We start from the raw sequence: 13,184 nt of genomic DNA on the forward strand, positions 1-13,184 counted from the left end.
ATGTCTGCAAATTACCAACCGGTTTTTGATCTGGAACGTTTTCTTTCCATATTTACATCCGGACACAACCTGATCCTGCGCAGAAAGTGACGGATGTGATAGCGGATAACCTTTGCTACTATTTTGCTTTCGGGTGGCATGTTGCGCCCGATTCACCACCAGGCGTGAGGAAAACACCATGAACCTTGATGATGAAGACCTTTTCCGCGATGCCATGGGTGATGTAACCCCGTTAAAAGATTGCGCCAACACCCAGTGGCTGCGCGCGCCGTCTACTAAAGCGCCGCGCCAGCAGCCGCATGACGACGCACCGGAAAACTTCCTGACGCGCGGCTTCCTTGAGATTATCCCGCGCGACACGCCGCTGGAATATAAAGCCGATGGCATTCAGCAGGGCGTGCTCGACAAGCTGCGGCTGGGCAAATATACGCTGGACGCCAGTCTTAATCTGTTACGCCAGCCGGTGGAGACCTGCCGGCAATCGCTGTTCAGCTTTATGCTGGAAGCGCGCAAACAGGGCCTGCGCAATCTGCTGATTATTCATGGCAAAGGGCGGGATGATGAAGCGCACGCCAATATTGTCCGCAGCTACGTGGCACGCTGGCTGCGGCAATTTGACGACGTTCAGACCTTCTGCAGTGCGCAACCGCAACACGGCGGCAGCGGTGCAGTTTATGTCGGGCTGCGCAAAACCGATCGCGCGCGCCTCGACAATCGCGAACGCCACGCCAAACGCAGCCGTTAACTGTGAAATTTGCGGATAGTGGCCATCAGCACTTCCGCGCTGAGCGAGAGCGAGTGGCCGCTGCGGGTAATAATGCCCACCGGCTCACCGGGGCCAGGCGATGCGATGGGCAGCGCGCTGAGCGCATTGTGACTTAAATCTTCCTTCACCGCGCCGGATGGCACAAACCACACATAGTCATAACGCAGCGCCAGCTGGCGGGCCAGCGAGGTGGACGAGGTTTCGACACAGTTGCCCGGCAGCGAGCAGCCTTGTTCATCCAGCATGTGCTGGGCAATACGCCGCGGCGCGGTGCCTTCAGGCGAAATCACCACCGGCCACTGCATGGCGCGGGAAAGTGTGACGTTGTCACTTAAAAGCGGGTGCTCCGGTCGCACCACCAGCTTGAGCGATTCGAGAAACAGCAATTCGTAGGTCAGGCCGGTCATCATTTCGCTGTCCGCCATACGGCCAATGCCAATATCAAACTCCCCGGCGCGCAGGCCAGCCAGCAGCACATTATTGTGCAGCGTGGCCACCTGTACTGTGGTGTTCGGCTGCTGTTCGTGGAAGCGATCCAGGATCTGCGGCAGCATCCCCATGGCGGCGGTGGTGAGGGCGCCAAGGCGGATCACGATTGGGCGTCCGGAAACCGGCGAGTTGAAACTTTGTCCGGCGTGGTTAAGCGCATCCAGTACTTTCACCGCGTGGGTCAGGAACTGTTCTCCCAGTGTCGTCAGCTGAGCACCGAGGCGACCGCGCTCAAACAGACGGGCGCCCGCCAGTTCCTCCAGCTCATTGAGCGTCTTAGACAGCGCCGGCTGACTCAGATTAAGGGTTTCCGCCGCGCGGCCCAGCGTGCCCTGTTGCGCGACTGCCACAAAGGTGTGTAAATGGCGCAGACGAATGCGCTGATTAAAGAGATGATTTTTGTCCATAAACGCCAGCGTAATGAGTCAGAGTGGTCAGCGGCAAGTGGCTGACCGAGATTCTGTTAACTTACCTGCAAAATTATATTAACAAAAACAGTCAGCGTGAGAAGTTTTAGTAAGTGGCTGTATTGGTTAGCTTTATAAATAACCGGGCGTCCGGGCGCGTTTCTGTACTCAGCGTTATCAGTAGCTTAGCGGGTAAAATGTTGAATAATTCTCAATTTCACTTAAAAATCCTGCCCGTTATTGTTAACGATGCGCTATCATAAGCGCCGTTTTTTTTTACCAAAACTGATGACCTATTCGTGATAATCCTGCAGGAGTGGTACCGTGACCAGCGCTGAAGCCATTGACGTCCGCCAGCTCATCAACCAGAGCGCGTTAAGCAGCTGGCAGAAGCGTTTAATTGCGCTGTGCTTTGTCGTGGTGGCGCTGGATGGCATGGATATCGCGCTAATGGGCTTTATCGCGCCGACGCTGAAAGCCAGCTGGGGCGTGACCAATCATCAGTTGGGGATGGTGATCAGCGCGGCACTGATTGGCCTGGCGCTGGGCGCCATGGTGGCTGGACCGCTGGCCGATCGCTACGGCCGCCGCGTGATGATCCTGCTCAGCGTGCTGTTTTTTGGCCTCTGGACGCTGGCGACCGCCATGGCGCAAAACATCGAACAGATGATGCTGTTCCGCTTCCTCACCGGTCTGGGGCTGGGAGCGGCGATGCCCAACGTCGGCACGCTGGTGGCTGAATACGCGCCCGAGCGGCGTCGCTCGTTTATTATCACCGTGGTGTTCTGCGGCTTCACCTTTGGCGCGGCCTCCGGCGGTTTTGCCGCCTCGTGGCTGCTGCCGCGCTATGACTGGCATTCGGTGATGCTGATGGGCGGCGTGCTGCCGCTGCTGGTGCTGCCGTTTCTGCTGCGCGGCCTGCCGGAGTCGGTGCGCTTTCTCATCAGCCAGCGCGCGCCCGCTGCGCGCATTCACGCTATTCTGGCGCGCATGCTGCCGGGCAGCGTCCGGCCTGACAGCCATTTTCAAAGCAGTGAACCGCTGGCCGCGCGCCACGGTGCAGTGGCCACCGTCGTCTCACCCCGCTATCTGTTTGGCAGCCTGATGCTGTGGGGCGGCTACTTCATGGGGCTGTTTCTGGTCTACCTGATTGGCAGCTGGCTGCCATCGCTGATTAACACACTGGGCATGTCTGTCACCGAAGCGGCTATCGTCACCGCCATGTATCAGGCGGGCGGCACCGTTGGCTCACTGTTTGCCGGCTGGCTGATGGACCGCATCAACGCCAATCTGGCGCTGGCCATCATTTACTTTTGCGGCGGCATCGCCATCGTGGCGCTCGGGTTTTCCCCGGCGCAGGTCGGGTTGATGAGCGCCATCGCCTTCTGCAGCGGCTTCTGTTTTAACGGTGCCAACACCGGCATGAATGCACTCTCGGCCAGTTACTATCCCACCCATGCCCGCGCGACTGGCTCCAGCTGGATGCACGGCGTTGGCCGCATCGGCGCGATCATCAGCGCCTTCGTCGGCGCTGAGCTGCTGTCCCTCGGCTGGTCGTTTAGTCAGATCTTTCTGCTGCTGGCGCTGCCGGCGGCGCTGACCACGCTGATGCTGGTACTGAAATGCCGCTTTGGTGACCAGCCGCGCGCCACCGAGTGACAGGGCGATCACAGTTCCGCGAAAATGTTACCCGCCGCTAAAGGGTTGATCTACAGTAGCAGCAACCCTTTAGCCCAAGGTGATGACCATGGATAACTTTCTCACCCGCGATGCCATCCGCACGCTGTTCTCTCAGGCCATGTCGGCCATGTACCAGCAGGAGGTGCCGCAGTATGGCACCCTGACGCAGCTGGTTACCGCCGTTAACGAACGCACCTTAGAAGCGCAGCCGGCGCTGAAAAACCGTCTGGCCGCTGCCGATGAGCTGAGCCGGCTCGGCGTGGAGCGTCACGGTGCCATTCGCGTCGGCACTGCCGCAGAGCTCAGCACGCTGCGGCAGATGTTTGCCGTGATGGGGATGGAGCCGGTGGGCTATTACGATCTGTCACAGGCGGGCGTGCCGGTGCACTCTACTGCCTTTCGCCCGGTCAGCGACAGCGCGCTGCGGCGCAATCCATTCCGCGTTTTCACCTCGCTGCTGCGGCTGGAGCTGATCGACGATGCCGCCCTGCGCGACAAAGCCGCGGCTATTCTGGCGGCGCGCGACATCTTCACGCCTGGCTGCCGGGCACTGATCGCGCAGCATCAGCAGCAGGGCGGTCTCAATGCTGCCGATGCCGCCCGCTTTGTTCAGGAGGCGCTGGAAACCTTTCGCTGGCATGCGCACACCACGGTGGACAGCGCCACCTACCGCGCGCTGAGCCAGCAGCATCGCCTGATTGCCGACGTCGTGTGCTTCCGCGGCTGCCACATCAATCACCTGACGCCACGTACGCTGGATATCGATCGCGTGCAGGCGCTGATGCCTTCGCGCGGCATCGAACCGAAAATCCTGATTGAAGGGCCGCCGCCGCGCGCGGTGCCGATTCTGCTGCGCCAGACCAGCTTCAAAGCGCTGGAAGAGGCGGTGCATTTTAATGATGGCACGCCGGGCACCCATACCGCGCGCTTTGGTGAAATTGAGCAGCGCGGCGCGGCACTTACGCCTAAAGGCCGCGCGCTGTACGACCGGCTGCTGGCACAGGCCGGTACCGGCAGCGATAACCAGCAGCATCAGCAGCACCTCAGCGCGGTGTTTCGTGATTTTCCTGATGATGAACAGACGCTGCGCGAGCAGGAGCTGGCGTGGTTCCGCTACCGTCTGACGCCGCAGGGCGAGCATCAGCCGCCGCGCGCCGGGGAAACCGTGGCGCAGCTGCTGGCCGCCGGACGTTTACAGGCGGAACCGATTGTCTACGAAGATTTTCTGCCGGTGAGCGCGGCCGGGATTTTCCAGTCTAATCTGGGCAACCAGACTCAGGCACGCAGCGCCGGCAATGCCAGTCGTGCCGATTTTGAAGCCGCGCTCGGTGCCGCCGTGCAGGATGAGATGGTGCTGTATCAGCAGACGCAACAGCGCAGTCTGGCGCGCTGCGGCGTGCAGGAGTAGGGCGTAAAAAATCGGCCTGAAAAGTGACAGGATCACTTTTACAGGCCGGCTGGTTTTCTTTCTAATGATTATTGCAGGCGTGCGTCGCGCACCAGCGTATATTTTCCGGCACCCAGGAACAGGATGGCCAGCGCGCCCAGCAGGTAAAGCGCTTCCGTTTCCAGCGACCAGGCGCCGACATCGGTGCGATGCCAGAGTGCGCCCATTTTCACCAGCAGCGTTGCGACTACCATGTTAACGGCAATGATAAAGGCCGCCGGGCGCGTCAGCAGGCCAACGATGACCATGATGGGTGCCACAATTTCCCCGATGTAAGCACCGTAAGCGATGAAACCTGGCATGCCTTTGACACTGAGCAGATGGGCGATCCAGCCGACGCCATGAATCGCCTTAAACTCGCCATGAAACAGCAATAGCCCGCCGAAGGTTAAGCGTAACAGCAATTTACCGAAATCCGGGTGATCGCTCATCCGGGTGAACAGCTGATTGATGCCAGCAAACATCGCGTCTCTCCGTCACGCCAGGTTAACTTGCAACCATAAAACAGAATGCGCCGCTGCAGTTAACCAAAAAATTTGATGAAGTTGTTCAATGAATCGGTCGCTTATTCGGCTTAATCTGCAAATGCTTGCAGAACATAGACATTCCACTGAGGCCTGCAAATAATGGAATCAGGCTTTACCAGGAACCCGCAATGAAAAATGAACGACGTCTGAGGATCATGACGGCAGAAGGTGAACTCAGAGGCCTGATGGATGATGAACTGTTTACCTTTAAAGGAATACCTTATGCAGCGCCGCCGGTTGGCGCACTGCGCTGGCGTCCGCCGCAGCCGGTGGTACCGTGGCAAACGCTGCGCGATGCCACCGCGTGGGGCGATGCCAGCTGGCAAAATCGTGACTACTGTGTGGCGGCTGGCGGCGGCGATCCGGGCCGCTTCAGCGAAGATTGCCTCTATCTCAATGTCTGGACGCCGGATGTCGAACCCGCTACGCCGTTACCGGTGATGGTATGGCTGCACGGCGGCGGCTTCAGCATCGGCGCCGGCAGCCTTGATCCCTATCGCGGCAAAGCGCTGGCAGCGCAGGGCGTGGTGGTGGTGACACTCAATTACCGCCTTGGCCATTTCGGCTTTTTTGCGCATCCGGCGCTCGACGCCCAGTATCCGCCGGGCAAGGTGGTCAATAATTTTGCGCTGCTGGATCAGATTGCCGCGCTGCAGTGGATTCAGCGTAACATCCCGGCATTTGGCGGCGATCGCCATAACGTCACGCTGTTTGGCGAATCGTCCGGCGCGCGCAGCGTATTGTCGCTGTGCTGCTCGCCGCTGGCCGAAGGGCTGTTCCATAAGGGCATCGTGCAAAGTGCCTACAGCCTGCCGGACGTGCCGCATAAGCAGGCGCAGCAAACAGGCCTGCAGGTGGCAGCGCATTTCAATCTGGCCGCGGATGCCAGTGCGGAACAGTTGCGCGCACTGCCGGCCGACAGTTTCTGGCCGCTGGAGCGACCGCTGGCGCTGGGGCCGGTGGCCATCAGCGGCGATGCGGTGCTACCCAGACCGATGCTCGACACCTTTATGGCGGGTAAACAGCATCGCGTGCCGTTGATGATTGGCAGCAATAGCGACGAAGCCAGCGTGCTGGACTACTTCGGCGTGGATGCCCGCAGCGTGTTACAACAGCTGCGCAGCAAAAGTCGCCTGAGTTATCGCCTGCTGAAGTGGCTGTACGATATCCATGATGACAGCCTGCTGGGACGCGCGGTGGCGCGCGACATGGCGTTTACCGTCATGCCGCTGCTGGTGGCGCAGTCGCAGCACAGCATCGGCATGCCTGCGTGGCGTTACTGGTTTGATTATGTGTCAGAAAACGCGCGTCACCTCTACCCGCACGGCACCTGGCACGGCAACGAAATTCCTTATGTCTTCAATACGCTCGCGACGCTGCCGCCGCCGGGTGACTGGCATTACAGCGCCAGCGATATCGCCTTTGCCGGGCGCGTCAGCGCCTGGTGGGTGGCCTTTGCGCGGGATGCCAGTGAGTTCAGGCATCGGCTGCGGCTCGACGGGGAACCCGACTGGCCGGTGTGGCGGCCGGGTGAAGATTTGACTCTCGCCTTTGGCCACGACGGTAAAGCGGAATCGGTGCTGAAGGCGCGATTTATGCGCGGCCGTCTGCGTCTGTTTCGCCTGATGATGCGCAGCCACGTTAAACTTTAATAAGCCTGCTAATCATGTAAAAACATCAATGTTTTTTTAAGGCAAATTGGCCGCTATCTGCCTGATTTTACGACCGCTCAGCCGCCCCGCGCGGCACCCCATCCTGCAATTAATTAGCTTACAAAACATTTATCTTTTCCCGGTTCGCTGCCGATAAATACCCTAAGCCCTGTTTTATCCGGGCTGCCAGCGTTCACACCAGGGGATTATGTATGGGTATGTTAAAAAACTTCACGATTCGCGCCGTTATGCTGACCATTCTCGGGCTTTTCTGCCTGTTATGGTGTGGCGTAGGGCTGTTCAGCGTCCACTCGCTGAATGCGCTCGGCGAGGGTAACGAGATTGATCGTCAGCTGGTAAACCAGATGACGGCGCTCAGCAAAGGCAACGATCAATATTTCCGCGTGGTCACGCGTCTGTCGCGGGTAATGGAAGGCCGCACCGCCGGTAACGCGCCGACCGCAGAAGCGTTCGCACCGGTGCAGCAGGCACTGGATAACATGAAACAGCAGTTAACCCAGTTCAAAGCCATGGCGCCGGGTCCGATGGACAGCGAAACGGTGAACAATGTGATCAGCAGCTGGCAGAAACTGCTGGATGAGGGGATCGCGCCACAGGTGGCGCTGGCGCAGCAGGCTTCACTGGATGCATGGCGCGCGCAGGCCAACAATGTCACACCGCCGCTGAGCCGGGCGTTTGGTGCCAGCGCAGAAGCGTTTAATCAGGCCGCCAGCAGCAAGCTGGATGAGACCCGCGTGACCGTGGACACGCTTACCAGCATGACCAAAGTGATTATTGTGTCGGCGGTGGTGTTCGGCTTATTGATTCTGCTGTTCACTGACCGTTACCTGGTGACGATGCTGGTGAAACCACTGGATCGCATTCGTAACCATTTTACCGTGATTGCGCAGGGCGATCTCAGCCAGCCGGTGGAAGAATTTGGCCGCAACTGCGTCGGCAAACTGGTGCCACTGCTGCGGGCGATGCAGGACAGCCTGCGTGAAGCAGTCAGCGCCATCCGCAGCGGCACGGAGAACATCTACCGCGGCGCGGCAGAAATTTCAGCCGGCAATAACGATCTTTCATCGCGCACCGAAGAGCAGGCGGCCGCGCTGGAACAGACCGCAGCCAGCATGGAGCAACTGACCGCCACGGTAAAATTCAACGCCGACAATGCACGTCAGGCCAGCGCGCTGGCGGAGACCGCCACCGGCACCGCGCAGCAGGGCGGCCGTCTGGTTGGCGAAGTGGTGACCACCATGCAGGGCATTTCCGGCAGTTCGAAAAAGATTGCCGAAATCACCAGTGTGATCAACGGCATCGCTTTCCAGACCAACATCCTGGCGCTCAACGCGGCAGTCGAAGCGGCGCGTGCCGGTGAGCAGGGGCGCGGCTTTGCCGTGGTGGCCAGCGAAGTGCGCAACCTGGCGCAACGCAGCGCCGGCGCCGCAAAAGAGATCGCCACGCTGATTGAAGATTCGGTGTCACGCGTTGAAAAGGGCTCGGAGCTGGTCAGCAGCGCCGGCAGCACCATGCATGACATTCTGAAGTCGGTGCAGGATGTGAATGAGATCATGAAGCACATCGCTGCTGCGTCGGAAGAGCAGAGCAAAGGGATTTCGCAGGTCGGCACCGCCGTCACCGAAATGGACAGCGTCACCCAGCAGAACGCGTCGCTGGTGGAGCAGGTGTCGGCGGCGGCCAGCGCGCTGGAGCGTCAGACCGAAGAGCTGCAGGCGTCGGTGGCGAAGTTCCGCCTGTCCGACAGCGCACCGCGCGCGCAGGCCGTGGCATCCGCTGCCGCGCCTGCGCTGCGCCGGCCTGTGTTATCTGCCGCCGCAGGCGCTCAGGGTAAACCCGCCAGCAGTGAAGAGTGGGTTTCATTCTGAGGCTGACACAACCACGCCACCAGCTGCGGCAAAAATGGTGGCGCATCTTTTTCCGCCCGCTGTAACAGGCTGTAGCTCGCCCCGGTTGCCACACTCGCGGCAAACGGGGCGATTAACCGCCCATTGACCAAATCATTCTCCACCAGCGTAATATCCGCCACCGTCACGCCAAATCCCTGAATCGCCGCGCTGATCGCCAAATCCATGGTGGCGAAGTGCTGATTGCGCGCCATCGGCAGCTGCTCCGCCTGGCCGGACAGCCACAGCTGCCAGTCGCGCGTATCGCCGGTCGGATGCAGGAAGGTGAATTTGGCCAGTTCGCTGACATGGCGCGGCGCCGGCACGCTGCTGGCCAGCACCGGCGTCAGGCGCTCGGCAAACAGCGGAATGGCACCGGCAGGCGGCGTGCCGAATACAATCGCGGCATCAAAGTTTTCCAGCTGCGACGCGTGATCGAGCGTGGTGGTGAGCGCCACGTGGATGTCTGGCCGCTGCTGCTCCAGCGCCACCAGACGCGGCACCAGCCAGCGCATGGCGCAGGTCGGGGCTTTCAGCCGAATCGAGGCGTTGCTGCGGCTGGCTTTCTCAGTGGCATTGACCAGCAGATTGAATCCCTGCTGCAGCTCCGGCAGCAGCGCCGCGCCCTGAGCGGTGAGATGCAGACCGCGCGCGTGGCGTTCAAACAGGGCAAATCCCAGCCAGCTCTCCAGCGCCGCAATTTTGCGGCTCACCGCGCCCTGAGTGATGCACAGTTCGCTGGCGGCGCGCGTCAGGTTGAGATGACGGGCGGTGACCAGAAAGGCATGAATGGCGTTGAGCGGCAGAGCAGAGCGGGACATAACGGCCTCGAGCTATGATTTTTTATCATGGCTATTATGACAACAATTCGCTTGTCGACTCAAGCGTCGCGCCGTTGAATAGAAATCTACTTACGATACGTGGTTATGCAACCTGTGGAGCAATGATGACCCTGAACAGCAGCGTGAAGCTCTCCTCCAAACAGCCGGACGTCGGCACCACCATTTTTAGCGTGATCGGCCAGCTGTCCGCACAGCACCAGGCCGTTAATCTCTCTCAGGGCGCACCCAATTTCCCGTGTGACCCGCAGCTGGTTGAGCTGGTCAGCCAGGCGATGCGCGACGGCCATAATCAGTACGCCGCGATGACCGGTTTACCGGCGCTGCGTGAAGCGCTGGCGGAGAAGGTGCACCGCCTGTATGGCCAGCAGTACGATGCCGCCAGCGAAGTCCTGATCACCGGTAGTGCCAGTCAGGGCATCTACATGGCGATTTCGGCGCTGGTGCATCCGGGTGATGAAGTGATCTTCTTTGAGCCAGCCTTTGACAGCTACGCGCCGGTGGTGCGGTTACAGGGCGCGACGCCGATCGGCCTCAAGCTGCAGGTGCCGGATTTTGCGATTGACTGGGACGAACTGCGTGCCGCGATCACGCCGCGTACGCGCATGATTATCATCAATACGCCCCATAACCCGAGCGGACAGGTGCTGAATGCCGCCGATCTCGACCAGCTGGCGGCCCTGACGCGTAATACCGACATCGTGGTGTTGTCTGATGAAGTCTACGAACACATCGTGTTTGACGGCCAGACGCACTGCGGCATGGCCACGCACGCGGAACTGGCACAGCGTAGCGTGGTGGTGTCCTCCTTCGGCAAAACCTTCCACGTCACCGGCTGGCGCGTTGGCTATGCGCTGGCGCCTGCTGCGCTGATGGCGGAGATCGTCAAGGTGCATCAGTTCATGATGTACGCCGCCGATACGCCGATGCAGGTTGGCTTCGCGCAGTATCTGCAGAACCCGCAAAACTATCTGCAGCTGTCGTCGTTTTATCAGGCGAAGCGCGACCGGCTGCAGACGCTGCTGCAGGATTCACCGTTCAGGCTGTTACCGAGCGCCGGTTCGTTCTTTATGTTGGCCAGCTACGGACATTTCAGTGACGAAAGCGACAGTGAAATGGTAAAACGTCTCATCGTCGATCACGGTGTGGCTACCATTCCGCTGTCGGCGTTTTATATGGATGGCACTGACAATAAATTAATCCGCCTTTCTTTTGCTAAAGACGACGCAACGCTCGAAGCCGGCGCGCAGGCGCTGTGCCGGGTTAAAGGGTAATTAGGGGAAAATAATGAAAAAACTGAACGCACTGTTTATCGCACTGGGCATGATCACCTCCGTGCAGGCGCTGGCGCAGGAGAGCCTGCGCTACGGTCTGGAGTCACAATATCCGCCGTTTGAAAGCCGCAACGCGCAGGGCGAGCTGGAGGGTTTTGACATCGAACTGGGCAAAGCCATCTGCCAGGTCGGCCATTTTGACTGCAAATGGGTTGAGAGCAGCTTTGATGCGCTGATCCCGGCGCTGCAGGCGAAAAAATTTGATGCGATTAACTCGGCGATGAACATCACCGAGGCGCGGGCGAAAAGTATCGATTTCACCAACCCGATCTATCGCATTCCTACCATGCTGATTGTGAAGCAGGGCGAGAAACTCGAGCCGACGGCGGCGTCGCTGAAAGGAAAAAACATCGGCGTGCTGCAGGGCTCGATTCAGGAAACCTACGCTAAAAAGCACTGGGAATCCCAGGGCGTGACGGTGACGTCGTATCAGGATCAGAACCAGGTGTACAACGACATGGTCGCTGGCCGTCTTGACGGTACGCTGGTGATGTCCGCCGCCGGTCAGTCTGGTTTCCTCGATAAGCCGCAGGGCAAAGGTTTCGCCTTCGCTGGTAAGCCGGTGGAAGACGACACCATTCTCGGTTCCGGCATTGGTTTCGGTCTGCGCAAAGGCGATAGCAAGCTGAAAGGTGAACTGGATGCGGCCATCGCTAAAGTCCAGGCCGACGGCACCGTCACTAAACTGGCGGCGAAATTCTTCCCGGGCATTGACGTCAGCGTCAGCAAGTAAGCGGGTGCCAGCCTGACCGGCAGTTGCCGGTCAGGCAGTCTCAACGTTTCTCTGCAACCGCGCTTATCGGGCCGCCAGATAACAGAGCGCTTCCGCCACCTGATACGACTTCACAAATGACGGGATCGGCAGGAATTCAAAACGCGAATGGAAATTGTGCGCGCCGGTGAAGAAATTCGGCGTCAGTAACCCTTTGGCCGACAGCGCAGACCCATCGGTGCCGCCGCGCATCGGAATCACTTTGGGTTCCACGCCCACCTGCTGCAGCGCAGCAAAAATCAGATCGATTGCCCGCCGGTCCTCACCTATCGCGTTACTGATGTTGCTATAGATATCATTGATCTTCAGCGCGACGTGACCAGTCGGATAGTGCGCGGCGATCTGATCGGCGACTTCCACCAGCTGCTGCTTCTTCGCATCAAAACCTTTTAAATCGAAATCGCGAATCGACGCTTTCAATACCGCCTGGCTGGCATTGGCCTGCATATCATTGAACCAGATATAGCCTTCGCGCCCGGCGGTATGCTCGGGCGTGGCAAGCCGGTCGAAGCGGGCGATGAAGTCGTGCGCCATCAGCAACGGATTCACCAGCACGCCTTTGCCCGACATGGGATGCGCCGGCACGCCGGTGAAGGTAATTTCAGCGGAGGCGCCGTTGAAGCATTCATACACTACTTCCCCCAGCTCGCAGCAGTCGATGGTCCAGGCGAAATCGACGTTAAAGCGCGTCTCCAGGTCCAGCGCCTTGGCGCCGCGCAGGCCGATCTCTTCGTCCGGCACAAACGCCACCACCACGTCACCGTGATCGCCACGCAGGTTCTCCACCAGCGTCATCACCACGCTGACTGCCGCTTTGTTGTCGGCCCCCAGCACGCTGGTGCCGTCGCTGAACACAATCTCCTGACCGAGATACGGCAGGATTTCCGGATGCTCCGCCACCCGCAACCAGATGTCCTGCTGCGCATTCAGACACAGATCCGTGCCCTCAAAGCGCAGGGTTTGCGGATGGATATCCGGTGATAGCCCGACATCGACGGTATCAATATGGGTGATAAAGCCCACGCGCGGCGCGCCAGGCCGGTTGCCCGGTTTCACGGCGGTCACCGTGGCATGCTGATCAATCACCACATCCTGCAGACCGAGATCGCGCAGCTCCTGCGCCAGCAGTTCCGCCATGGCGTGTTGCGACGGCGTACTGGGCAGCGTGCTGGATTTGGCATCGCTCTGGCTGGAGACCGCCAGATAACGGTAAAAACGCTGGGTCAGCTGACGGGCAAGTTGGTCTGTCATCACAATTCCTTATTAGCTTTGCGCCACTGGAGATACGCCAGACGGCTAAATCATGTTATTTATGAAATAAATACCGATGCTGGCTCATGGAAGTCAATAAAAAGCGAGAAGAC

The 13,184-nt window shown here is 59.4% G+C and carries 11 protein-coding genes; 7 read left to right on the top strand and 4 right to left on the bottom strand.

Going from position 1 to position 13,184, the window contains the following annotated elements:
- Positions 1 to 178: 178 nt before the first annotated feature.
- Complete coding sequence (smrA, locus tag F3J36_RS03450; protein ID WP_021506105.1) at positions 179 to 745, top strand: DNA endonuclease SmrA; 567 nt, start codon at positions 179 to 181, stop codon at positions 743 to 745.
- On the opposite strand, the gene F3J36_RS03455 is transcribed toward smrA, so the two are convergent.
- On the bottom strand, positions 742 to 1,662 hold the full coding sequence (locus F3J36_RS03455; protein WP_021506104.1) for a LysR substrate-binding domain-containing protein: 921 nt from the start codon (positions 1,660 to 1,662) through the stop codon (positions 742 to 744). The genes smrA and F3J36_RS03455 overlap by 4 nt on opposite strands.
- 324 nt (positions 1,663 to 1,986) lie before the next feature.
- On the opposite strand from F3J36_RS03455, the gene F3J36_RS03460 reads away from it, so the two are divergent.
- Both F3J36_RS03460 and F3J36_RS03465 read left to right on the top strand, forming a co-directional pair.
- Entirely contained in the window at positions 1,987 to 3,321 is a 1,335-nt protein-coding gene (locus tag F3J36_RS03460) for an aromatic acid/H+ symport family MFS transporter (RefSeq protein WP_058758506.1), read from the top strand.
- Positions 3,322 to 3,409: 88 nt separating this feature from the next.
- On the top strand, positions 3,410 to 4,750 hold the full coding sequence (locus tag F3J36_RS03465) for a VOC family protein (RefSeq protein WP_021506102.1): 1,341 nt from the start codon (positions 3,410 to 3,412) through the stop codon (positions 4,748 to 4,750).
- 68 nt (positions 4,751 to 4,818) lie between these two features.
- On the opposite strand, the gene F3J36_RS03470 is transcribed toward F3J36_RS03465, so the two are convergent.
- Positions 4,819 to 5,253 (bottom strand): DoxX family protein, encoded by a 435-nt coding sequence (locus F3J36_RS03470; RefSeq protein ID WP_058769762.1) that lies wholly within the window; start codon positions 5,251 to 5,253, stop codon positions 4,819 to 4,821.
- A gap of 191 nt (positions 5,254 to 5,444) precedes the next feature.
- On the opposite strand from F3J36_RS03470, the gene F3J36_RS03475 reads away from it, so the two are divergent.
- Positions 5,445 to 6,968 carry a carboxylesterase/lipase family protein gene (locus tag F3J36_RS03475; RefSeq protein ID WP_166718933.1) on the top strand — a complete coding sequence of 508 codons (1,524 nt, stop codon included), beginning with the start codon at positions 5,445 to 5,447 and terminating at the stop codon, positions 6,966 to 6,968.
- Positions 6,969 to 7,180: 212 nt separating this feature from the next.
- Positions 7,181 to 8,857: a methyl-accepting chemotaxis protein gene (locus F3J36_RS03480; RefSeq protein ID WP_125308763.1), complete on the top strand. Its 1,677-nt coding sequence runs from the start codon at positions 7,181 to 7,183 to the stop codon at positions 8,855 to 8,857.
- Here the strand turns inward: F3J36_RS03480 and F3J36_RS03485 are convergent.
- Complete coding sequence (locus F3J36_RS03485; RefSeq protein WP_166718934.1) at positions 8,815 to 9,696, bottom strand: LysR substrate-binding domain-containing protein; 882 nt, start codon at positions 9,694 to 9,696, stop codon at positions 8,815 to 8,817. The two genes, F3J36_RS03480 and F3J36_RS03485, sit on opposite strands and share 43 nt — an antisense overlap.
- A gap of 125 nt (positions 9,697 to 9,821) precedes the next feature.
- On the opposite strand from F3J36_RS03485, the gene F3J36_RS03490 reads away from it, so the two are divergent.
- Positions 9,822 to 10,988 (top strand): methionine aminotransferase, encoded by a 1,167-nt coding sequence (locus F3J36_RS03490; RefSeq protein WP_059008773.1) that lies wholly within the window; start codon positions 9,822 to 9,824, stop codon positions 10,986 to 10,988.
- 13 nt (positions 10,989 to 11,001) lie between these two features.
- Positions 11,002 to 11,781 carry a transporter substrate-binding domain-containing protein gene (locus F3J36_RS03495; RefSeq protein WP_021506096.1) on the top strand — a complete coding sequence of 260 codons (780 nt, stop codon included), beginning with the start codon at positions 11,002 to 11,004 and terminating at the stop codon, positions 11,779 to 11,781.
- Between the two features lie 63 nt (positions 11,782 to 11,844).
- Here the strand turns inward: F3J36_RS03495 and pepT are convergent, their stop codons facing one another.
- On the bottom strand, positions 11,845 to 13,071 hold the full coding sequence (gene pepT / locus F3J36_RS03500) for a peptidase T (RefSeq protein ID WP_166718935.1): 1,227 nt from the start codon (positions 13,069 to 13,071) through the stop codon (positions 11,845 to 11,847).
- Positions 13,072 to 13,184: the final 113 nt, after the last annotated feature.

Origin of the sequence: Pantoea sp. Cy-640, assembly GCF_011752635.1 — a bacterium.
GTDB lineage: Bacteria > Pseudomonadota > Gammaproteobacteria > Enterobacterales > Enterobacteriaceae > Pantoea > Pantoea dispersa.